The sequence below is a fragment of the Hyphobacterium sp. genome, from assembly GCF_043584775.1.
Lineage (GTDB): Bacteria > Pseudomonadota > Alphaproteobacteria > Caulobacterales > Maricaulaceae > Hyphobacterium.
The window spans coordinates 1,203,596-1,224,007 of sequence record NZ_CP121327.1; the positions used below are offsets into that span (position 1 = coordinate 1,203,596).

24 protein-coding genes are annotated in these 20,412 nt (G+C 58.7%); 17 read left to right on the forward strand and 7 right to left on the reverse strand.

The genetic code is table 11. The annotated features are described in order from the left end of the window. Positions 1-53 precede the first annotated feature (53 nt). The 5 genes from P0D52_RS05910 to P0D52_RS05930 all read left to right on the forward strand — a co-directional run bounded on the left by P0D52_RS05910 (position 54) and on the right by P0D52_RS05930 (position 4,192). Complete coding sequence (locus P0D52_RS05910; protein ID WP_394694499.1) at positions 54-1,253, forward strand: hypothetical protein; 1,200 nt, start codon at positions 54-56, stop codon at positions 1,251-1,253. 62 nt (positions 1,254-1,315) lie between these two features. After that, positions 1,316-2,089 (forward strand): hypothetical protein, encoded by a 774-nt coding sequence (locus P0D52_RS05915; protein ID WP_394694500.1) that lies wholly within the window; start codon positions 1,316-1,318, stop codon positions 2,087-2,089. After that, on the forward strand, positions 2,061-3,092 hold the full coding sequence (gene tdh, locus P0D52_RS05920; protein ID WP_394694501.1) for an L-threonine 3-dehydrogenase: 1,032 nt from the start codon (positions 2,061-2,063) through the stop codon (positions 3,090-3,092). The genes P0D52_RS05915 and tdh overlap by 29 nt, the downstream gene beginning before the upstream one ends. Beyond that, complete coding sequence (locus P0D52_RS05925; protein WP_394694502.1) at positions 3,083-3,508, forward strand: hypothetical protein; 426 nt, start codon at positions 3,083-3,085, stop codon at positions 3,506-3,508. The genes tdh and P0D52_RS05925 overlap by 10 nt, the downstream gene beginning before the upstream one ends. Positions 3,509-3,520: 12 nt before the next feature. Beyond that, positions 3,521-4,192, forward strand: a complete 672-nt coding sequence (locus P0D52_RS05930) for a nitroreductase family protein (protein WP_394694503.1) — start codon at positions 3,521-3,523, stop codon at positions 4,190-4,192. Here the strand turns inward: P0D52_RS05930 and P0D52_RS05935 are convergent, their stop codons facing one another. From P0D52_RS05935 to P0D52_RS05945, 3 genes are all read right to left on the reverse strand, one after another. Beyond that, positions 4,193-4,375 carry a superinfection immunity protein gene (locus P0D52_RS05935; protein WP_394694504.1) on the reverse strand — a complete coding sequence of 61 codons (183 nt, stop codon included), beginning with the start codon at positions 4,373-4,375 and terminating at the stop codon, positions 4,193-4,195. A 109-nt stretch (positions 4,376-4,484) separates the two neighbouring features. After that, positions 4,485-5,006: a DUF2165 family protein gene (locus tag P0D52_RS05940; protein WP_394694505.1), complete on the reverse strand. Its 522-nt coding sequence runs from the start codon at positions 5,004-5,006 to the stop codon at positions 4,485-4,487. Positions 5,007-5,124: 118 nt separating this feature from the next. Continuing rightward, a complete protein-coding gene (locus tag P0D52_RS05945; RefSeq protein ID WP_394694506.1) occupies positions 5,125-6,777 on the reverse strand; it encodes a long-chain-fatty-acid--CoA ligase in 1,653 nt (550 codons plus the stop codon). 133 nt (positions 6,778-6,910) lie between these two features. Between P0D52_RS05945 and P0D52_RS05950 the strand changes: the two genes are divergently transcribed. After that, entirely contained in the window at positions 6,911-7,891 is a 981-nt protein-coding gene (locus tag P0D52_RS05950; protein WP_394694507.1) for a threonine/serine dehydratase, read from the forward strand. On the opposite strand, the gene P0D52_RS05955 is transcribed toward P0D52_RS05950, so the two are convergent. After that, a complete protein-coding gene (locus P0D52_RS05955) occupies positions 7,888-8,349 on the reverse strand; it encodes a hypothetical protein (protein WP_394694508.1) in 462 nt (153 codons plus the stop codon). The genes P0D52_RS05950 and P0D52_RS05955 overlap by 4 nt on opposite strands. Further along, complete coding sequence (locus tag P0D52_RS05960; protein ID WP_394694509.1) at positions 8,350-10,392, reverse strand: lytic transglycosylase domain-containing protein; 2,043 nt, start codon at positions 10,390-10,392, stop codon at positions 8,350-8,352. Positions 10,393-10,530: 138 nt separating this feature from the next. Between P0D52_RS05960 and dapA the strand changes: the two genes are divergently transcribed. Beyond that, positions 10,531-11,403: a 4-hydroxy-tetrahydrodipicolinate synthase gene (gene dapA, locus P0D52_RS05965; protein WP_394694510.1), complete on the forward strand. Its 873-nt coding sequence runs from the start codon at positions 10,531-10,533 to the stop codon at positions 11,401-11,403. Continuing rightward, entirely contained in the window at positions 11,403-11,867 is a 465-nt protein-coding gene (smpB, locus tag P0D52_RS05970; protein WP_394694511.1) for an SsrA-binding protein SmpB, read from the forward strand. The genes dapA and smpB overlap by 1 nt, the downstream gene beginning before the upstream one ends. Here the strand turns inward: smpB and P0D52_RS05975 are convergent. Both P0D52_RS05975 and P0D52_RS05980 read right to left on the reverse strand, forming a co-directional pair. Further along, on the reverse strand, positions 11,864-12,523 hold the full coding sequence (locus P0D52_RS05975; protein ID WP_394694512.1) for a uracil-DNA glycosylase: 660 nt from the start codon (positions 12,521-12,523) through the stop codon (positions 11,864-11,866). The genes smpB and P0D52_RS05975 overlap by 4 nt on opposite strands. Beyond that, complete coding sequence (locus tag P0D52_RS05980) at positions 12,513-13,067, reverse strand: NYN domain-containing protein (RefSeq protein WP_394694513.1); 555 nt, start codon at positions 13,065-13,067, stop codon at positions 12,513-12,515. Before P0D52_RS05980 ends, P0D52_RS05975 begins: the two co-directional genes overlap by 11 nt. A gap of 30 nt (positions 13,068-13,097) precedes the next feature. Here P0D52_RS05980 and folK point away from each other — a divergent pair, with 30 nt between their 5' ends. From folK to recO, 9 genes are all read left to right on the forward strand, one after another. Beyond that, on the forward strand, positions 13,098-13,607 hold the full coding sequence (gene folK, locus P0D52_RS05985; RefSeq protein ID WP_394694514.1) for a 2-amino-4-hydroxy-6-hydroxymethyldihydropteridine diphosphokinase: 510 nt from the start codon (positions 13,098-13,100) through the stop codon (positions 13,605-13,607). Positions 13,608-13,704: 97 nt separating this feature from the next. Then, positions 13,705-14,079, forward strand: a complete 375-nt coding sequence (gene rpoZ, locus P0D52_RS05990; protein ID WP_394694515.1) for a DNA-directed RNA polymerase subunit omega — start codon at positions 13,705-13,707, stop codon at positions 14,077-14,079. Between the two features lie 6 nt (positions 14,080-14,085). Further along, a complete protein-coding gene (locus tag P0D52_RS05995; protein WP_394694516.1) occupies positions 14,086-16,314 on the forward strand; it encodes a RelA/SpoT family protein in 2,229 nt (742 codons plus the stop codon). Continuing rightward, positions 16,311-16,898, forward strand: a complete 588-nt coding sequence (gene pyrE, locus P0D52_RS06000; RefSeq protein WP_394694517.1) for an orotate phosphoribosyltransferase — start codon at positions 16,311-16,313, stop codon at positions 16,896-16,898. Before P0D52_RS05995 ends, pyrE begins: the two co-directional genes overlap by 4 nt. Further along, a complete protein-coding gene (locus tag P0D52_RS06005; protein WP_394694518.1) occupies positions 16,895-17,650 on the forward strand; it encodes a pyridoxine 5'-phosphate synthase in 756 nt (251 codons plus the stop codon). The genes pyrE and P0D52_RS06005 overlap by 4 nt, the downstream gene beginning before the upstream one ends. Beyond that, entirely contained in the window at positions 17,647-18,054 is a 408-nt protein-coding gene (acpS, locus tag P0D52_RS06010) for a holo-ACP synthase (protein WP_394694519.1), read from the forward strand. Before P0D52_RS06005 ends, acpS begins: the two co-directional genes overlap by 4 nt. Beyond that, positions 18,051-18,737, forward strand: coding sequence for a ribonuclease III (gene rnc, locus P0D52_RS06015; protein ID WP_394694520.1), 687 nt, complete (start codon positions 18,051-18,053; stop codon positions 18,735-18,737). The genes acpS and rnc overlap by 4 nt, the downstream gene beginning before the upstream one ends. Beyond that, on the forward strand, positions 18,730-19,668 hold the full coding sequence (gene era, locus P0D52_RS06020; protein ID WP_394694521.1) for a GTPase Era: 939 nt from the start codon (positions 18,730-18,732) through the stop codon (positions 19,666-19,668). The genes rnc and era overlap by 8 nt, the downstream gene beginning before the upstream one ends. Continuing rightward, a complete protein-coding gene (recO, locus tag P0D52_RS06025) occupies positions 19,668-20,399 on the forward strand; it encodes a DNA repair protein RecO (RefSeq protein ID WP_394694522.1) in 732 nt (243 codons plus the stop codon). Before era ends, recO begins: the two co-directional genes overlap by 1 nt. The last annotated feature ends 13 nt before the right edge of the window (positions 20,400-20,412 follow it).

Sequence of the window (20,412 nt, forward strand, 5' to 3'; positions counted from 1 at the left end):
ATATGCATGCTGGGGGGCATCAAGACGGCAAGGGCTTTGCCGAGGAGGTTTTGATGTCTGAAGCACCAACTGAACGGCCGGTATCATCGCCGTCTGCAAGCAGCGCGCGTCCATCGGACGAAATGCTGCCATTCCTGAACAATTTCCACGATATCTTCACGACGATCGGCGTGCTGATCCTGCTGGGCGGGCTGGGCATCGGTGCCGGGCAGGTCCTGTCGAACCTTGGCCTCGAATCCGGAAGTCTGCGCTGGCAGATGGCGCTGATGGGCATGATTGGCGGTATCGCCGTGATCGTCTGGTTCCTCTCGGCGCTGCTTGTTGGCAATCAACGCCGCATTCTGCCGGGCATTGTGCTGTGCGGCGCGTTCGGCATTTCTGTGACGATCGTGCTGTCCTGGGCCTATATCCAACTGGCAACGCAAGGGCTCGGGCTCAATGAAGCCTATTTTGAAAGCCGCTTTGCGAATGCACCGGACGACATGGAATTCGGGCGCGAGGCCGTTGATTATGTCCTCGCCAACATTCCCTTTGCGCTTCGCATAGCAGGCATTGTTTTCGGCATTGCCGCCTTGCTGCCGGTGGCGATGTTCTATTTCAGCTTCCGGCTTCCCTTTGCGGGCGGGCTGATGGGCGTCGGACTGGCCACGCTGGCCGCGCTGACGCTGTTCACGATAGATCCCTATACGGTCGGCGTCTGGTCGCCGGCGGTCAATGTCGCGATCGGTGGCGCATTGCTTCTGGCCGGCATCATCTTTGACGCCCGGGACCCGCAGCGCGAGACGCGGTTGTCAGGCACGGCCTTCTGGCTGCATTTCTTTGCCGCGCCGATCCTTCTGACCTCGGTGCTGAATGTGGTGCAGGTGGGCTGGTCGCTGGATGAGGCGGATTTCGTCGATCCGGAAGCCTTCAGCCTGCTGGCGGCGTTGGCATCGAACAGCGCCAATGCGATGCAGCTGGCCGTTGTGGCTCTGGTCGTGATTGCGCTGTTCGCGCTGGTCTCGCTCCTGATCAATCGCCGGGCGCTGATTGTCTCGGGCTTGCTGACCGCGGGTATCTCCATTGGCGTCATCGTCAATGGATCCGGTCTCGAAGCACCGGCCGTGGTGGCGATCACGCTGCTGACGCTGGGTGGGATTGTGGTTCTGCTCGGTGCGGCCTGGAATCCGGTGCGCCGTATTCTCCTGCTGCCCATCCCGGGCGAGGGGCCGCTCGCGCGGATATTCCCGCCGGTCAGTGCCGCTGAGGGTTAGTTTCTGAAAACTTCCCATGAATGGAATGCCTCCCTAGGATAGACGCCCGGGGAGGCATTTTCATGATTTGGCTACAACGTGGACTTCTGGTTCTGACGCTCATATTTGCCGCAGCGACGATGTGGATCGCAGTGGAGATACGCGGTGTCCCCATGCCGGAAGAATTTGATCTGCCGAACGGTTTCGAAACACCCATTCTGGCGATGGAATTTCCGAGAAGTTTTGATGATTTGCGCTTTATAAGAAGCCCGGCCAACGAGCCAATGCGCGAGCACATTGAAGGCGTTCAAGCATGGGACAATTACTTCCCGTATGCCTATGCGGGCCTTCTGCTTAGCTTTAGCACCGTATTGTTGGTTCGATTAGGGACGCAATCAAGTTTCCGATGGACACCAATTCTTCTTGTCGGAGTGACGTGCGGCCTGATTGCATACGGTATAATTCGTGCCGATTTGCGAGAAAATGACTTAATCAACGAAGTCGTTCATTTGGTGGACCATAACGCCGGGCTACTGAGATCGATGTCCCGTTCCCTGTTGCCAGGAATAAATGAAGCGGCGTGGTTCAAGTGGTCCGCAATCGCTTATCTTGTCGGCTTCATTTCTGCTTTTTTCGCATTTGCCAGATTCAGAGTTCTTGCCGCCCTGGCTATCGTACCCGTTGCTGCAACCTTGTACGCCCGCTTCATCGCCCCCTCCGGCCCGGCCATCGAGTTCATGGCGCAGGCGATTGCAGTTTTCTTCCTCGCCATTCCGGTGCTGGCAGTTTATTTCCTCCTCCAGTCTTTCCGCCGGACGGAGCCCGAAAATGAAAGCCCTCGCCAAGTCGAAACCTGAAACCGGAATCTGGATGATCGAGGACGCCGTCTTCCCCGAAATCGGGCCGGACGATGTGCTGATCAGGATCAGGAAAACGGCGATCTGCGGCACGGACATCCACATCTACAATTGGGATGAGTGGGCGCAGAAGAATGTGCCGACACCCATGGTGGTGGGCCATGAATATTCCGGCGTGATCGAGGCGGTGGGCTCGGACGTGACGCGGGTCAAGGTTGGTCAGCGCGTATCCGGCGAGGGCCATGTCGTAGGCGCGAGCTCGCGCGCGGCGCGGGCGGGCAAGTTTCACCTCGACCCCGATACCAAGGGCGTGGGCGTCAATATTCCCGGCGCGTTTGCCGAATACATGAAATTGCCGGCCTTCAACGTCGTGCCTTTGCCCGATGATGTGCCCGACGAGATCGGGGCCATCCTCGACCCGCTCGGCAACGCGGTGCACACCGCCTTGCAATTCGACATGATCGGCGAGGATGTTCTGGTCACCGGCGCCGGGCCCATCGGTATCATGGCCGCCGCCATTGCCCGCCATGTCGGCGCGCGCCATGTGGTGCTGACCGATATCAATCCGGACCGGCTCGCGCTCGCCGAGAAGGTCGTGCCCCATCTCACGCCGGTGAATGTCGCCAGGCAGGATCTGAAAGATGTGATGGCATCGCTGAAAATGCGCGAAGGTTTTGATGTCGGGCTGGAAATGTCCGGCGCGCCTCAGGCTTTCGGGCAGATGCTGGATACGATGGTTATGGGCGGCAAGATTGCCATGCTCGGCCTGCCATCAAAACCCATCGAGGTCGATTTTGGCAAGCTGGTATTGAAGGCGATCACCGTCAAAGGCGTCTATGGCCGCGAAATGTTCGAGACCTGGTATAAAATGCTGGCCATGCTGCAATCCGGCCTCGATGTCTCCGGCGTGATCACCCACCGCTTGCCGGTGGATGATTTCCAGGCCGGGTTTGACGCCATGCGGTCCGGTCAGTCCGGCAAGGTGGTGCTGGATTGGAGCTGACTCCAAGCATCATTGCAGACGCGCTTTTGGGAACTGCACAATTCGCACTATGGGCTGTTCCATTTTCTGTTGCTGGTTGGACCGCATTGGGATGGTTCTACCTTCGTTCACGAAGTGATGCGTGGATTGTTCTCGAGCTATGGGCTGGCGGTTTATTCTATATCGCGTTGGCTGCTAAAACCCACATAGCGTTTTCGATGCGAGGAGAACCCACTGACGGTGGGTTGGTCTTACTTGCATTGCTGCCGATTTTTGCAGTTTTTATCCCATATTTTTTTCTAGTGTTGCGAACCACAATAGATAAATGGCGAGGCGTCATGTTGTCCGATCCAGTCGTTGTCATTGGATACGTGTGGTGTTTCACAGGCCTGCTGCTAGGTGTGGCTTACTACTTTGAGCTGGTTCAACTTATTTAGGCGCGACAGACTATGACCAAAAAACTCCACCCCCTCGACTTTACCGAAAAACCGCTCGACGAGATGACCACCGAGGCGAAGGCTTTCTATGAGGATATCCGCAAGCGCCGGACGGTACGGGAGTTTTCGGGCCGTGATGTGCCGCGCGAGATTATCGAGCACGCGATTCTGGCAGCCGGCACGGCCCCGTCGGGGGCCAACCATCAGCCCTGGCATTTCACCGTGATCGGGAAGGGGCCCTTGCGTACGAAACTGCGCGCCGCCGCCGAGGCCGAGGAAAAGGCCTTCTATGAAAGCAAGGCGAGTCCGGAATGGCTGGAGGCGCTGGAGCCTCTGGGAACGGATGATCACAAACCGTATCTGGAGATCGCGCCCTGGATCATCTGCGTTTTTGCTCAGCGTCGCGGCGGTGTCACCGTCGGAGAAAACCGCAAGAATTATTATGTGAATGAGAGCGTCGGCATTGCCTGCGGCATGCTGCTGACGTCACTGCATCGGGCTGGCCTTGTGACACTCACCCACACGCCCAATCCGATGACTTTCGTGTCAGAGATATGCGGGCGTCCGAAGGATGAAAAGCCCTTCATGCTGATCGTGGCGGGCTATCCGGCAGAAGGCGCGACCGTGCCGGAACACGCGCTGATCAAAAAGTCGCTTTCGGACATTTGCGACTTTATCGACTGATCAGGACCGGACGCGGCGTTCGCCCGCAGTGGTCGACCAGATCAAGGCAACGATCCAGCCGATCACCGTCCAGCCCAGCAGGAAGTTGGTCAGAAAGATCGCAAATGTATTGTGATGCCCTCGCGCCAGCGCAATCAGGCTGGGGATGAAGAAGATCACTATGCCGGGGATGGCGATTTCCATCGAATGCACTCCTTATCGAATTTCGATAAAAATATATGAGGGCGATGGCGATCGCGCAAGGGGCGGTGAGGGGGAATGACGCATTGTCAGTCCCCCACGCGGCCTCCGTCTAGTTTTGTTCCGGTTGGCTGACGATCAGATAGACAAGGCCATTTGTCGCTGCATAGATGAAGGCGCCTTCAAATGAACCCGCGCCGACTTCAGTCTGCCACATCTGGAACAGTCCGGCGCCGATAGCGATAAAGCCGCCAAACCAGACAACCATGCCCATTCCTGTACCAAGAAGAGCAAATTTTTTGCGTTGATCGAATGTCCCGGCACCCGAGCCAACTGCGCCAAGCATATCCAGTGCGCCCTTCAGGCACAAAAGGCCGACCAGCGCCTCGCCGGTGATAATGATTGCCAGGGCGACGGTGGCTGCCATGTCTCCGGACAAGGCCGGCATGATATGATTTGGATAATATTCGTGGCCTGCCTGGCTGATGACGAGACTGACAACCTGCCGGGCAGATTCAAAATTCAAGAGATTGCCGGCGACATAGGCAAAGCCCTGTATCGATGCAAAAATAACCAACGCTATCTTGAGATATCGCAGCATGTCTGTTCCCCCCTTAACTGCCGTATAGGTCAATATGTATCGGCTGGGGTCAGACTGCTGTCAAACTTGCTGCATGGATGCTGCAGCGAAAAACAAACAAGGCCCGGCAATGCCGGGCCTTGTCTGGTTTTACGAATTTATGGCGACCCGATCAGGGCTCCATGCCTTCGGTTCCCGGGAATTGGTAATCCCGGTAGATGTCGCGGAGCTTGGTCTTCAGGATCTTGCCTGTTGCGCCAATGGGCATTTCGTCGATGAATTCGACACCGTCCGGCACCCAGAGCTTGGGCACCTTGCCGCGTAGATATTCCAGAATGGATTCGGCATTCGGCTCAGCGCCGGCCTGAAGCTGGACGATCAATAGCGGGCGTTCCTGCCATTTCGGGTGATACTTGCCAATGACGGCGGCCATGGCGACATCGGGATGGCCCATGGCTTCATTTTCAAGATCGATGGAGGAAATCCACTCACCGCCCGTCTTGATGACGTCCTTGGAGCGGTCGGTGATGGTCATATAGCCGTCGGAATCCATGTAGGCGACGTCGCCGGTCTTCATCCAGCCGTCATCGGTGAAGGCTTCGGCGCCTGCGCCACGGAAATAGCCGGAGGCAATCCACGGTCCGCGCACATGAACATGGCCGGAGGATTTGCCATCCCAGGGCAATTCATTGCCTTCATCATCGACAATACGCATTTCGACGCCATAGACGAGGCGGCCCTGTTTCAGCTTCAGCTTGACCATCTCGTCCTTGCTGAGATCATCGTGCTTGGCGAGCGGAACGTTGACCGTGCCCAGCGGGCTCATTTCTGTCATGCCCCAGCCTTGCTGCATGGTGACGCCGTAATTGTCTTCAAACGCGCGCAGAAGCGCTTCGGGCAGGGCCGAACCGCCGATCAGAACGCGCTCGACCGAGTCGATGCGCTTGTCGTTTTCGCGCAGATATTGCAGCAGGCCGAGCCAGACCGTTGGCACGCCGGCGACGTAATTGACTTTCTCTTCTTCAATCATCTCGTGCAGGCCAGCGCCATCGAGGCGCGGTCCCGGCATCACCAGTTTGGCGCCGCCCATGGGCGAGGCATACGGGATGCCCCACGCATTGACGTGGAACATCGGCACGACCGGCAGCATGACGCCGCGTGCGCCCACGCCGATCACATCGGCTGCGCTGCACGCCATGGCATGCAGCAAGGTCGAGCGGTGCGAATAGAGGACACCTTTTGGATCGCCTGTCGTGCCGGACGTGTAGCAAAGCCCGGCAGCGGCATACTCATCAAACTCGGGCCAGTCATAGTCCGGCTTGTGGTCGTCGATCAGGTCCTCATAGGCGAGGCATTTGGTCTGCACGTCTTTCAGGTGCGAGGAATCGGCCATCAGCACCCAGTGCTTCACGGTCTTGCAATGCGGCGCGATGCCATCAATCAGGGGCGCGAACGTCTTGTCGAAGAAGACGGCCTTTGATTGGGCGTGATTCAGGATCCAGATGATCTGGGCCGGGTCGAGGCGCGGATTGACGGTGTGAATGACGGCTCCGATGCCGGAGACACCATAATATAGCTCGAAATGCCGGTGCGTGTTCCAGGCGATCGTCGACACCCGGTCGGATTCCTTGATCCCCAGCTTCTTGGTCAGCGCATTGGCGAGCTGACGGGTGCGTTTATGCGCATCCGAATAGCCGTAACGGTGTGTCGACAGGTCTTCCGGCAAACGGCTGACGATTTCCTGATCGCCATGGCATTTGTCGGCATGTTTCAAAATCCCTGAAATCATCAGGGGGGCATCCATCATTTCGCCCTTCAGCAGCATGTCATATTCTCCCCGGTCAATATTGCCCGTTTTCAGGCTTGCCCCATTGAAGCCTTTATTGGGCCCACAGCGCAACGTCTTTGCGTGATTTTTCGAAAACGATTACAGGCAATTCCAGACAAGGAGTAAGGGTATGAGCGATTTTCCGGTGTTTGCCGATGTTCAGTATGCCGCGCGTCAGATTGCGGGCGAGGCAGTGCGGACGCCCTTGCTTGAGAACGACGTTCTGAACGAACGCCTGGGCGGTCGCATCCTGATCAAACCGGAATGTCTCCAACGCACTGGCTCCTTCAAATTCCGGGGTGCCTATAATCGCCTGTCACGTATACCGATTGAGGCGCGGGAAAAGGGGGTCGTCGCCTTTTCGTCCGGCAATCATGCCCAGGGGGTCGCACTGGCGGCCAAGCTGCTGGGTATTCCCGCGACGATCGTGATGCCGTCCGATGCGCCGAAAATCAAAGCCGACGGCGTGCGGCGGCTGGGCGGAGAGGTGGTTGAATATGACCGCGCCACAGGTGATCGCGAAGCCATTTCAGAAGAATTGGTCGCGAAGTCCGGGGCGATTCTGGTGCCGTCCTATGATGATTTTTTTATCATGGCCGGGCAGGGCACGGCGGGGCTGGAAATCGCTGAAGATTTGCAGGCGAAGAACGTGGTGCCCGATCAACTGGTTTGCTGTGCCGGCGGCGGCGGGCTGATCGCCGGGACCGGACTGGCGATGAAAGAATATTTCCCTGATTGCGATATCTGGGCGGCCGAGCCGGAAGGCTTTGATGACCATCGCCGCTCGCTGGCTGCCGGAGAGCGCGTCGCAAATGAACGCAGATCAGGCTCTTTGCAGGATGCGATCATCACACCGATGCCGGGCGCAATGACCTTTCCGCTCAATCAGCAGCAATTGGCCGGCGCGGTGACCGCTTCTGACGATGATACGCTGGAAGCAATCGCATTCATCTGGAAACATCTGAAACTGGTCGCCGAACCGGGTGGCGCAACGGCGTTTGCAAGCCTGCTCAACGGGCAGCTGGATACTCGGGACAAAACAACAATAGTCCTGATTACCGGTGGGAATGTTGACCCGGCGGTGCTCCGGCAGGCGCTGGACCGGGTCTAGTCCACAATTCTTTGGCAGTGCCCATAACTGGTAAGCACTATGAAGTCGCGCACTCCGATTCCGGCGGGGCTAGAATGGTAGAACGCCCACCCATTGGGCGAGTGATCGCTAATAGACATAAATCCCATGCCTTCAACCGGCCGGAATTCTCTTCCATCGCCAACGTATTCCTCATGGAGCAAGGCCGTTCCCATCAGCGAAACATGTGGAGTGAAATTCAAACCAGCCCGGCTTGTTTCGCGAATCGAGAACATGTTGTCGGAGGATTCATTGATTTCTATGGCGAGCTGGTAGGTGATTTCATTGTCGGCCATTGCAAATGGTGGCCTAAAAGGCGGTATGTGGCTCTGAACCAAGGTGGCTTGGGACTCAATGGTGCAGAGGTATGCCCCGGGAAATCCTTCATCTGTCGGGTCGTTGCCCTGAAGCGTGATAAGTAACAGCGCTAGCTGCAACATCTAGAAATACCCCGACCCGCGGCGCAAATCGGCCTCAAGCTCGAGCGGCACCGGCCCTCCATCACCGAGGCGGTAGCGGTAGACCTGCAAATTTTCCATCACCCGCTGGACATAGTTGCGGGTTTCCGAGAACGGGATGGATTCCAGCCAGTCAATCGGATCGATTTCGCTGGTGCGCGGGTCGCCATAATCCTCGATCCAGCGGCGCGACCGATGACCGCCGGCATTATAGGCGGCCAGGGCCAGAATGTAGGAGCCATCAAACTCGTCTATGACCTCCTGCAAGTGATAGCGGCCAAGACGCATATTGTATTCCGGATCATAGGTCAGCGATTCATAGCGATAGGGCAGGCCGACGCGGCGCGCTGTCACCCGGGCAACCGCCGGCATCATCTGCATCATGCCGCGCGCTCCGGCGCTGGAAATAGCGCGGGGGTCAAATTCGGTTTCCTGCCGGATGACGGAATGGATCAGGCCGGGTTCCGGTTCTACATGGACACCAGAGGGCGGCGGCAGGTCGATGACCGGGAAGCTTTCTTCCGGCAGGATATTCCAGCGATAGCTGGCGGCCTTGGCAGCGCGTACACCCTGACGCAATTGCCCGTATTCCTGAGCCAGACGGGCCAGCAACAAGCTTTCGGCACCATCCTCCAGCTCATCATCGAGATGATAGATGAAGACGCGGAAGAAATAATCTTCGCCCTGTTCGGCCAACAGACGCAGGGCGCGCGTCACCGGACGGGACTCGAAGGTCACTTCCGTGGCGGTTGTGGGCAGAGGCGGGTTGGGCAGGTCCAGCATGGGCGTTTCTTCGCCCGCCAATTCGATGATCGCCATCTGGCCATAGAAAGCCGTCGAATGCACGGCGGCCAGCCGATAGTAGTTTTCCGCTTCTTCCGTACGGCCGAGTGCCGCAGCGGCACGGCCTTGCCAATATCGGCCACGCGAGACCGAGACGGGGTAGGACACACCTTCGCCCAGACGCGTGAAGTGTTCGAGCGCCACGGCAGGGCGATTAAGATATCGAAGCGCCATCCAGCCGGCGAGGAACTCGGCATCGGCAAAATCGGCACCGGACGACATGCCATTCGCGGCCGCCAGTTCGTAGACCGTCTCATAGTCGCGGTCGCGGATCAGGTTCAGGATCATGAGGCGGCGCTCCAGCCACATGTCATCCAGGGCTTCCAGATCGTCATGCGTGTCTGGAAGCAGGAGGAGCATTTCCAGAGCACCTTCGTCCAGATTGGCCCGCCGGCGCCAGCGTGCGCGCTCGTAAACAAGGCCCGGATCATTCGCGAGCTCTGATGGAACCCGTGCGACCGCCGCATTCACGCCGCCAGACCGGCTGGCCAGCGCAATACGCGCATCCATGAGGGCGCGGTGACCATTGCTGATTTCATTGCGCAGATCACGCGCCAGCGTGCGTTGGTCCCGCCAGAGGAGAAAATCGACGCGGGCTTCATGATCCGACAGAGTCAGAATGTCGTCATTGGCTGCGAGAATCTCCCGCTGACGATAGCGGCGGAATGTGTGATGCCGCCACGCATCGCGGATGTAGATGCTCGCCTCCGACAGTCGACCCATATCGCGCAAGGCGGCGCCCAGCGCGACCTTGCCTTCGCCGGACACCGGCTCACGGTCTTCAAACCAGCTGACGATGAATTCGGACGACAGGCCGGACGTCGATATCTTGAACTCGGCTTCGGACCGGATCATCGCATATTGCGGCCAGCCCTCGAGTTCCTCGAGCGCCAGATCGAGTTCCATGAAAGTGGCGTCTTCGTCGGATGTCGCGATACGCCACAGGAGAATGCTGCTGGCGATCGGATCGGATATCCGGCGGCGGGCATCGCGAACCTCTCCCCAATCACCGTCGGCGGACGCTTCGAGGCCGCGTTCGAGCATCAGGAAGTCCTGATCATCCAGATAGCGGGACGGGTTGGGCCGTTCGGGTCGCAGGCGCGGGTCCGGAACTTGCGCGTCCGCAAACGGAATTGCGATCCAGCCGGCAATCAGGACGATCAACAGGGATACGGTTCTCATCGGACTCATCATGTTCGCAATATTGGCCGCATCATGACGTAAGCAATGGCACTGTCCAGAGCCGACATGCGCACTTGGCCGCGTGTCAGGCGTCCGATAGGCTTGAAACCGATAACAATTTTGTCAGGCAGGCTTTTCATGCTCTCCGGATCCATTACCGCACTCGTGACTCCATTCAAGAATAATGCCGTGGATGAAGCCGCCTTCCAGGCCCTTGTCGAACGCCAGATCGACAGCGGCACGCATGGACTGGTTCCCGTTGGCACAACAGGCGAGAGCCCGACCCTGTCTCTGGATGAGAAAAAGCGGGTGATTGCGCTCACCCTTGAAGTGGCGAATGGACGTGTACCGGTGATCGCCGGGACCGGATCGAATAACACGGCCGCTTCGGTCGAGATGACCCAATGGGCCAAAGAGGCCGGCGCGGATGCTGCCCTGATCGTGGCACCGTTCTACAATAAACCTTCCCAGGAAGGTCTGTTCCGTCATTTCGAGGCGATAGCGGCGAATTGTGACTTGCCGATCGTGGTCTACAACATTCCCGGACGGTCCATTGTCGATATCCAGCCGGAGACCATGGCGCGCATTGCGAAGCTGCCGTCCGTGATTGGCGTCAAGGACGCGACGGGCGACCTGACCCGCGTGGGCGCTCACCGCCGCCTGATTGGCGAGAAATTCATCCAGTTGTCCGGCGAAGATCCGACGGCAATCGGCTATAATGCCGAAGGCGGGGTGGGGTGCATCTCGGTCAGCTCGAATGTGGCGCCCGCACTGTGCGCTCAGCTACAGAATGCGACCCTGTCAGGTGATTATCAGGAGGCGCTGGAGGTCGGCGATATGCTGCAGCCCCTGCACAAGGCGCTCTTCCTGTCACCGAGCCCGGGGCCGGCCAAGTATGCCTTGAGTTTGCTGGGTTTGTGCTTACCTGATGTCCGCCTGCCGCTGACCGAGCCTGACGAGGCGGCGAAGTCTGCCGTGAAGGCAGCCATGGAACATGCCGGATTGATCTGATGGCCAAAGACCCGAATGCCGCTGTCGCGGTGAACCGCCGGGCGCGGTTCGACTATGAAATCGAGGAGACGTTCGAGGCCGGGCTGCAATTGCAGGGCAGCGAGGTCAAATCCCTGCGCAAGGGGCGGGCCAATATCGCCGAAGCCTATGTCGGGCCAGAAGGCGACGAGATTTTCCTGATCAATGCGGACATCCCCATGTATGAGGGGGCCAATCAGTTCAACCATGAACCACGCCGCCGCCGGAAACTCCTGCTCAAGCGCAAGGAAATCGCCAAGCTGCAGGGGGCGGTCGCGCGGGAAGGGCGGACGATCATTCCGCTCAAACTCTATTTCACGGATCGCGGCTTTGCGAAGCTCCTGATTGGTCTCGCCAAAGGCAAGAAGACCATCGACAAGCGTGAAACCCAGAAGCAGCGCGACTGGAATCGTCAGAAGTCACGTCTGATCAAGAATTACGGCTAGTCGCCCAGAAAGCGGCGAATATCCGCAAACACGTTTTCGAACATGGCTTCGGTCAAACGGCCGGTATTCGTGTTGTAACGAGAGCAGTGATAGCTATCGAACAGTCTGACTTTCCGGCCACTCACGTCGAAATCTTGCGCCGCCTGATGCGCAAATTTCATGGCTGACACGCGTTCGCCCAGTGCGCGAAGCGTGTTGTCGTGCGAAATTTTTCCGAGGCACAGAATCGCAGAAAGGCGGGGCAGGGCCTTCAGGCGCTCTGTCAAAAACGGGCGGCAGGCATTCATTTCTGCGCCAACAGGTTTGTTCTGCGGCGGCACGCAGCGCACCGCATTGGTGATCATTACATCCTTCAGCGTCAGGCCATCCGCGGCATGACCGCCATACTGGCCGTCGACAAAGCCGAACTTGCTCAGCGTGGCGTAGAGCAGATCGCCTGCATAATCGCCGGTGAAAGGGCGGCCGGTCTGGTTGGCACCTTTCAGTCCGGGGGCTAGCCCGACAATCAGGAAGCGCGCCTGCGCGTCCCCGAAAGATGGAACGGGCGCGTTGTGAAACGACGGATAAAGCCGGTTATTGGCGTGGCGGAATTCAACGAGCCTCGGACAGAGCGGACAATCGAGGGGCGCCTCCGGGCCGTAGCGCTCAATCGTCATCGTGCTGCGGACGTCCGCCCTCGCGGCCGACCATTGATTTCAGATCCGCAAGATCGATGAAACCATCGGCCTGGCGGCGCAGATCATCCGAGATCATGGGCGGGCGGGCTTTCAGCGAGGAAACGACGGTCACGCGCGCGCCCTTACGCTGGCAGTGCTCAACGGCATAGCGGAAATCACCATCGCCGGTGAACAGGATGATGTGATCCAGATAGGCCGCAGCTGAAATGATATCGACGGCCAGTTCGACATCCATATCGCCCTTGATGCGGCGGCGGCCGGACTCATCGGTGAATTCCTTGGCTGGCTTGGTGATGACATTGAATCCGTTATAGTCGAGCCAGTCGACGAGCGGTTTGAGCGGCGTGAAGTCCTCGTTTTCCAGCAGAGCCGTATAATAATTGGCGCGGGTCAGTCGGCCGCGCTTGCGGAATTCATCGAGCAGCTTGCGGTAATCGATATCGAAATCGAGGGCTTTCGAGGTTGAAAACAGATTGGCACCATCAATAAAAAGTCCAATACGTTCATTTGGATAAAAGGTCATGGGAATCTCCCGCAGTGCAAAGTTAAAAACATGACGGAGCTCGCGAAAATATATGTCGCGCTCGGCAGTAATCTGCCCTGCGACGGCCTGTCTCCGCAAGAGACGCTGACCGAGGCATTGCAGCGAATGCCAAGTAGAGGCCTGACGCCGGTTCTGGTTTCAGAATACTGGGCGTCACCGGCTTGGCCAGACCCTGCCAAGCCCGCCTATGTCAATGCGGTTGCCGAGGTTGCCACGCATCTGGCGCCCGGTGAGTTGCTGAAAGCGTTGCAGGATATCGAGAGTGATTTCGGCCGTGAGCGGAATATTCGCTGGGATTCCCGAACCCTGGATCTCGATATTGTCGATTATCGAGGCCTCGTTGTTGACGAAGCCGATCTGACCTTGCCGCATCCACGCGCCCATGAACGGGCCTTTGTGCTTTTGCCCATGCAGGAGATTGCGCCGGTCTGGGTCCATCCCGTTTCAAAACGTGGCATTTCGGAGTTGATTGCCAGACTGCCGGACGGCGATGTAGCCCAGACGCGGTCCATTCGCTGAAATCGCTGTGTTGCATTGCGGCAAAGCCCTTGCGGTAAGGGGCAAGCGGCGTTACTTACTGCGATCCGTTTACGAGAATTTACAGGAGGCCGCACGTATGGCCCGCGTCACCGTTGAAGATTGTATCCAGAAAGTTCCAAACCGGTTTGATCTTGTTCTGCTGGCCGCGCACCGCGCCCGGAATATTTCTGCCGGTTCCGAGCTGACGCTTGACCGTGACAACGACAAGAATCCCGTCGTGTCGCTGCGCGAAATTGCCGATGGCAATCTCGACCTCAATGCGTTGAAGGATAGCCTCGTCAACGGTCTGCAACGCGTCATTCCGAGCGACGAGGAAGAAGAAGAACGCGCTTCGCCGCAAGACGATCTGCCGCAAATTGCGTCCAAGCCGACTCCTGTTGATCCTGATGAAGCCGACATGCTCAAAGCGCTGCAAAGTGATCGTGACGGCGCACCTGACAACCGGTTCTAGGGCAGGGTGAGCCTCGCCGCGCCAGACCTTGATCCTCCGGCGTTTGAGGCCTACCCAACCGCCGACGATCTCGTCGGGCGTATTTCAAAATACTATCCGACCGTCGATGCCGACCTGATTCACCGCGCCTATGATTTCGCGCGGGAGATGCATGCGCCGCAAAAGCGCTATTCCGGCGAGCCGTATTTTGCCCATGTCGCATCTGTGGCCATGATCCTGGCCGATCTGAAGATGGACGCGGCGACAATCTGTACCGGCCTGTTGCACGACACCGTCGAGGACACGCCGGCGACCCTCGAACAGCTCAGCGATCTTTTCTCCCCCGAAATCGCCGCACTGGTCGATGGCGTGACCAAGCTGGGGCAGATGGAGCTGGGCTCCAACCGGACCAAGCAGGCCGAGAATTTCCAGAAACTGGTCGTAGCGATTTCGTCGGATGTCCGCGTGCTGATCGTCAAATTGTCTGACCGGCTGCACAACATGCGCACGCTCTATCACATTCCCAAACCGGAGAAGCGCGAGCGGATTGCGACCGAGACGCTGGAGATTTATGCGCCGCTGGCGCGCCGGATCGGGATCAACCGGTTGTGCGTTGAACTCGAAGACCTGTCATTCCGGCATATCAATCCCGCGGCCTTTGAATCGGTTTCGATGCGCCTGGCCGAAATGCGGGAATCCCGCTCCGAGGCGGTTGCGGAAGTATCGCAAGTGATCATGGCGAAGCTGGAGGCGTCCGGCATTCAGGGGCGTGTTTTCGGACGGGAGAAGCGGCCTTATTCGATCTGGCGAAAGCTGGAGCGCAAAGGCACGAGCTTTGGCGAGATCGCCGACATCTATGCCTTCCGGCTTATCGTTGACGAGGTTAATGATTGTTATCGGGCGCTCGGTATCATTCACCAGAATTGGCGCTGCGTGCCTGAACGGTTCCGGGATTTCATTTCAACGCCGAAGCCCAATAATTACCGGTCCCTGCATACAACAATCGTCGGGCCAGAAAGTGTTCGCGTCGAGATTCAGATCCGGACCGAAGAGATGGATGCGATCGCCGAGAGCGGCGTCGCGGCGCATTGGCGCTATAAGGGCCATAGTTATGGCTATGACGCTGACGCGGCGAAATCTGCAGGCGGTGATCCGCTGGAGCGCTTGCGGCCTTTCCTAGAAATTCTGGAGCAGGGCGGCGATCCGGACGAATTTCTCGAGCATGCCAAGCTCGAGATGTTTGCCGATCAGGTCTACTGCTTTACGCCCAAGGGTGAATTGATCGCATTGCCGTCGGGGGCCACGCCCTTGGACTTTGCCTATGCCGTTCACACAGAGCTCGGTCATACGTGTATCGGCGCAAAAGTGAATGGCCGGGACCGGCCCTTGCGCACGCGTCTCAAGAATGGCGATGTCGTCAACATTCTGCGCGGCGGATTGCGCCAGCCACCAGCCGGCTGGGAAGAACTGGCCGTCACCGGAAAGGCGCGCGCGGCCATTCGCCGCCTGATCCGGACGACCGAACGGGCCGAATTCGAGGGCATTGGCAAAATGCTCGCCGAACATGCGTTTGAACGCGAAGGCAAGGTTTTCCGTGAAAAGGGCCTCGAGGATGCATTGGCGCGCCTGGATATCGACTCCATCGATGATCTTTATCAGGCGCTTGGCCGTGGCCGGCTGACGTCGGGACATTTCCTCGATGCGGTTTTTCCGGGCCGGCGTGACAGCCGCCAGTATGACGCCAGCGAGAAAGAGCTGATCCGGGATGAGAAAGCGCGGCTTTATGTTCGTGGGCGCGGACTGACGCCGGGGGTTTCCATTCACTTTTCGGAATGTTGTTCGCCGCTTCCGGGAGACCGGATCGTCGGCGTCATCGTGCCGGATAAAGGCGTTACGATTCACACGATTGATTGCGATTCCCTGACCGAACATGACGAGGCCGATCCGGATCGCTGGATTGATCTTGGCTGGACGGCCGAGGCGGAAGAAAATGCGGTGTCGTCTGCGCGTGTGCACGCAGTGATGCATAATACGCCGGGCGCGCTGGCCGAAATTGCCAAAGCCGTGGGAGAAAACCGCGGAAACATCGGCAATTTGAAGACGTTGAAGCGCGCCAAGGACTTCTTTGAAATGCAATTTGATATCGAAGTGTTCGACAACCGGCATCTGGCGAACATTATCTCTGCTCTGAAAATGTGTAACAGCGTGGTGTCCGCCGAGCGCGCCCGCGGCGAAATGGATGAGGCCGAAGCATGAATACCGACGACGTTCTAAACGAGTTCCGCGCTGCCGGTGCACTGCTGGAAGGGCATTTCATCCTGTCGTCAGGTTTGCGCAGCCCGGTCTTTTTGCAGAAGGCCAAAGTCTTTGCGGATGCCGAACGTACGGCCAGGCTTTGCAAGGCTCTGGCGGCGAAGGTGAAGGCCGAGCTGGGTGAAGCTCCGGAGATCATCGTTTCGCCTGCCGTTGGGGGCATTGTGCCCGGTTACGAGATGGGCCGGCAGATGGGGTTGCCCGCGATCTATGTCGAGCGGGAAGATGGCGAATTCCGGTTGCGCCGTGGGTTTGAATTGACGCCGGGTCAGAAAGTTCTGGTGGTCGAAGACATCGTCACTACGGGCCTGTCATCGCGGGAATGCATCGACTCGCTCAAGGAGACCGGTGCAAGTGTGCTGGCGGAAGCTTGCCTGATTGATCGCTCTGGCGGCAAGGCAGATGTCGGCGTGCCACTGATTGCTCTCGCATCCATTGAATTCCCCGCTTACGCGCCGGATGACTTACCGCCGGAACTGGCGACCATTCCGGCAATCAAACCGGGGAGCCGGGGGCTCAAATCATGACCCGTCCGGTCCGACTTGGCGTCAATATCGATCACGTAGCGACCATCCGGAATGCCCGCGGCGGATTGCATCCCGATCCGGTGCGCGCCGCGCGGCAGGCCGCGGAAGCGGGCGCGGACGGCATTACAGCGCATTTGCGCGAAGACCGGCGGCATATAGGCGACAAGGATATCGAGCGCCTGGCCCACGAAATCGATTTGCCCTTGAACTTTGAAATGGCGGCGACAGAAGAAATGCTCGCCATTGCGCTGGCCCACAAGCCCCATGCCTGCTGCATCGTGCCGGAAAAGCGCGAGGAGCGGACGACCGAGGGCGGACTGGATGTTGCGGGCGGTCACCAGCATATCGCGCCATTTGTGGATCGGCTGAACGCGGCCGGCATCCGCGTTTCACTCTTCATCGAGCCGGACCCGGTTCAGATCGCGGTTGCCGAAGCCATCGGCGCGTCCGTTGTGGAATTTCATACCGGGGCCTATTGCGATGCCTATATTGCCGGTGATCAGGCCAAAACCGCCGCGCTATTGAAACGTATCGAACTGGCGTGCGCTCTGGCGGCTGAACGTGGTCTGGAAGTGCATGCCGGGCATGGCCTGACGTATGACACGGTGAAGTCGGTCGCGGCGATCTCCCAGGTCATGGAATTGAATATCGGTCACTTCCTGATCGGAGAGGCGATATTCCGCGGCTTGCGCGAGGCGGTCACAACCATGCGCGGATTGATTGCGGATGCACGCAGCGAGGCGGCAGCTTGATCATCGGCACGGGCACTGACCTGATCGATATCCGACGCATCGAGAAGACGCTCGACCGCTTTGGCGACCGTTTTACGCAACGCTGCTTTACCGAAATCGAGCAGGCCAAATCGGATCGCCGCAAGGAACGCGCGGCCAGTTATGCCAAGCGCTATGCCGCCAAAGAGGCGGGTGCAAAGGCGCTCGGGACCGGGATTGCGCGCGGTGTGTCCTGGAAAGAAATCGGCGTTGTGAATCTGCCGGGCGGCAAGCCGACGCTGGAGCTGAAGGGCCGCGCGCTGGACTGGCTGGCCCGCCTCACGCCCGACGGCATGACCGCATCGGTTCATATCAGCATCACGGATGAACCGCCCTATGCCCTCGCGAATGTGATTATCGAAGCTCTGCCCGAGGATCCGGCATGAGTGTCGAAGTCAAACGGGTACAGGATAATATCGGCTATCATTTCAACGACCCTGAACTGCTGACGCGGGCACTGACCCATTCCAGCTTCGGGGACGGTAACAAGCAGGTGCGCAATTACGAGCGTCTGGAATTTCTGGGTGATCGGGTGCTGGGCCTGATTGCCGCCGAAGCCATGTTCACGAAGTTCAAGATGGCGCGGGAGGGGCGGCTCGCCCCGCTTTTCAATTCACTCGTCGACAAGAATGCCTGCGAACGAGTGGCGCGGCAGTTTGAACTGGGACCGGCCTTGCGCATGTCACCGTCCGAAGAGAATGTCGGGGGACGCAACAAGGCCTCCATTCTTGCCGATGCTACGGAATCCGTTATGGCCGCTGTCTATCTGGATGGGGGACTGGAAGCCGCGCGCAGTGTCTTCGAGCGCGGATGGGGCGACGCCGTTGCGAAGCTCACTGAAAAACCGCGCAATCCGAAATCGGATTTGCAGGAACTTGCCGCCAAGAAAGGCTATGGTGTCCCGCATTATGACCTGCTGGAGCAGGCCGGGCCCGACCACCGGCCGATCTTTGTCGTTCGGGTCGAGTTGAACGGCTTTGATCCCTGTGAAGGTCAGGGTGGATCCAAACAGGAAGCACAGCGCGAGGCCGCATCGGCCATGCTGCAGAGGATTAACAGTCATGACTGAACCACGTGCCGGTTTTGCGGCCATTATCGGGGCGCCGAACGCGGGCAAGTCGACGCTGGTGAATGCGTTGGTGGGCGAAAAAGTCTCGATCGTCACGCGCAAGGTGCAGACCACGCGATTCCCGGTTCGCGGGATTGCGATGGAGGGCGAAAATCAGATTGTGCTGGTGGATACGCCCGGGGTTTTCGAACCGCGCCGGCGGCTGGATCGGGCCATGGTGAAAGCGGCGTGGACGGGCGCAGACGACGCGGATGCGATTGTCCATGTGATCGATGCGGAAGCGCGCGATCTGGTCGCTGTCGGAAAGGGCGGCGGCGCTGAAAAACTGTCCGTGAAGGATGATGACAGCGTCACGGAAGGCCTGAAGGCGGCCGGCAAGACGGCCATTCTGGCGCTGAACAAGATCGATACGCTGGAACGGGACCGCCTTCTGCCGTTAGTTGAATCCCTCACGTCCACCGGCGTCTATTCCGATGTTTTCATGATCAGCTCGACCAAGGGCTATGGCGTGGCGGATCTGAAAGCCAAGCTGGCCTCCATGATGCCGGTATCGCCGCACCTCTATCCGGCGGATCAGGCGGCCGATATTCCGCAGCGCCTTCTGGCTGCTGAAATCACACGCGAACAGATCTATGACCGGCTTCATCAGGAAATGCCGTATTCTACAGCGGTCGAAACGGAAAGCTGGCGGCGTTTGCATGACGGATCCGTGCGAATCGAGCAGCGGATTTTTGTCGAGCGCGACAGCCAGCGTCCGATCGTTCTGGGCAAGGGCGGCAAGACGGTGAAAGTCATCGGATCGGCGGCCCGGGCAGAGATGGAGCAGGCCTTTGGCTGCAAGGTTCATCTCTTCCTGCAGGTCCAGGTCCAGCCCGGCTGGGATGAAAACCGCGCCCGCTATCTGGCGATGGGACTGGATTACGATATCTGATGGAATGGAGCGGTAGAGGGCATGTTCTGGCCGTTCGACCGCATGGTGAAACCAGTGCGATCGTCGAATTGCTGACCGAAGATCAGGGGCGTCATGCCGGCCTTGTTCGCGGTGGGCGTTCCCGCACCATGCGGCCTGTCCTCCAGCCTGGAAATACGGTGACTGCGAACTGGCGCGCGCGGCTTGCGGACCATCTGGGCAATTATGCGATTGAGGCGGACATCTCCCGCGCCGGTCTGGTGATGGATGATGCCCTTTCGTTAGCAGGACTGAATGCGGCGTGCGCTATGGCCTGCCAGGCCTTGCCCGAGCGCGAAGGCCATGCGCCGGTCTATCGGGCGATGGAGGTGTTTCTTGATGCTCTCGACAATATCGACATCTGGCCAATGCTCTATATCCGTTGGGAGCTCGGGCTTCTAAAGGACCTCGGCTACGGGATTGATCTGTCAAAATGTGCCGCCACGGGCGCGACGATGGACCTGACTCATGTCAGCCCGCGAACAGGCCGGGCCGTCAGCCGCGAGGCTGCCGCACCCTATATCGACAAATTGCTGGCCCTGCCGCGTTTTTTGCGGGACCCGGAGGCTGAATTCGAGCCCGGCGACATTGCCAATGGCCTCGCTCTGACGGGCTTCTTTCTGCAAAGGCGCGTCCTCTGGCCCATCGACCGTGATTTGCCGGAATCGCGTGTGCGATTGGTCAAGGCGCTAACGGACGCCGGGCGGATTTAGCGGCATACTGGGC

Coding starts and splice junctions, on each gene's coding strand:
- P0D52_RS05915 (WP_394694500.1), top strand. CDS start 1,316: ATGATTTGGCTACAACGTGGACTTCTGGTTCTGACGCTCATATTTGCC.
- P0D52_RS05975 (WP_394694512.1), bottom strand. CDS start 12,523: ATGACGATTGAGCGCTACGGCCCGGAGGCGCCCCTCGATTGTCCGCTC.
- recO (WP_394694522.1), top strand. CDS start 19,668: ATGGAATGGAGCGGTAGAGGGCATGTTCTGGCCGTTCGACCGCATGGT.
- P0D52_RS05945 (WP_394694506.1), bottom strand. CDS start 6,777: ATGCTGCTGAAGGGCGAAATGATGGATGCCCCCCTGATGATTTCAGGG.
- P0D52_RS05960 (WP_394694509.1), bottom strand. CDS start 10,392: ATGAGAACCGTATCCCTGTTGATCGTCCTGATTGCCGGCTGGATCGCA.
- P0D52_RS05980 (WP_394694513.1), bottom strand. CDS start 13,067: ATGACCTTTTATCCAAATGAACGTATTGGACTTTTTATTGATGGTGCC.
- P0D52_RS05955 (WP_394694508.1), bottom strand. CDS start 8,349: ATGTTGCAGCTAGCGCTGTTACTTATCACGCTTCAGGGCAACGACCCG.
- era (WP_394694521.1), top strand. CDS start 18,730: ATGACTGAACCACGTGCCGGTTTTGCGGCCATTATCGGGGCGCCGAAC.
- rnc (WP_394694520.1), top strand. CDS start 18,051: ATGAGTGTCGAAGTCAAACGGGTACAGGATAATATCGGCTATCATTTC.
- folK (WP_394694514.1), top strand. CDS start 13,098: ATGACGGAGCTCGCGAAAATATATGTCGCGCTCGGCAGTAATCTGCCC.
- P0D52_RS06005 (WP_394694518.1), top strand. CDS start 16,895: ATGACCCGTCCGGTCCGACTTGGCGTCAATATCGATCACGTAGCGACC.
- rpoZ (WP_394694515.1), top strand. CDS start 13,705: ATGGCCCGCGTCACCGTTGAAGATTGTATCCAGAAAGTTCCAAACCGG.
- P0D52_RS05910 (WP_394694499.1), top strand. CDS start 54: ATGTCTGAAGCACCAACTGAACGGCCGGTATCATCGCCGTCTGCAAGC.
- dapA (WP_394694510.1), top strand. CDS start 10,531: ATGCTCTCCGGATCCATTACCGCACTCGTGACTCCATTCAAGAATAAT.
- P0D52_RS05930 (WP_394694503.1), top strand. CDS start 3,521: ATGACCAAAAAACTCCACCCCCTCGACTTTACCGAAAAACCGCTCGAC.
- smpB (WP_394694511.1), top strand. CDS start 11,403: ATGGCCAAAGACCCGAATGCCGCTGTCGCGGTGAACCGCCGGGCGCGG.
- P0D52_RS05950 (WP_394694507.1), top strand. CDS start 6,911: ATGAGCGATTTTCCGGTGTTTGCCGATGTTCAGTATGCCGCGCGTCAG.
- pyrE (WP_394694517.1), top strand. CDS start 16,311: ATGAATACCGACGACGTTCTAAACGAGTTCCGCGCTGCCGGTGCACTG.
- P0D52_RS05935 (WP_394694504.1), bottom strand. CDS start 4,375: ATGGAAATCGCCATCCCCGGCATAGTGATCTTCTTCATCCCCAGCCTG.
- tdh (WP_394694501.1), top strand. CDS start 2,061: ATGAAAGCCCTCGCCAAGTCGAAACCTGAAACCGGAATCTGGATGATC.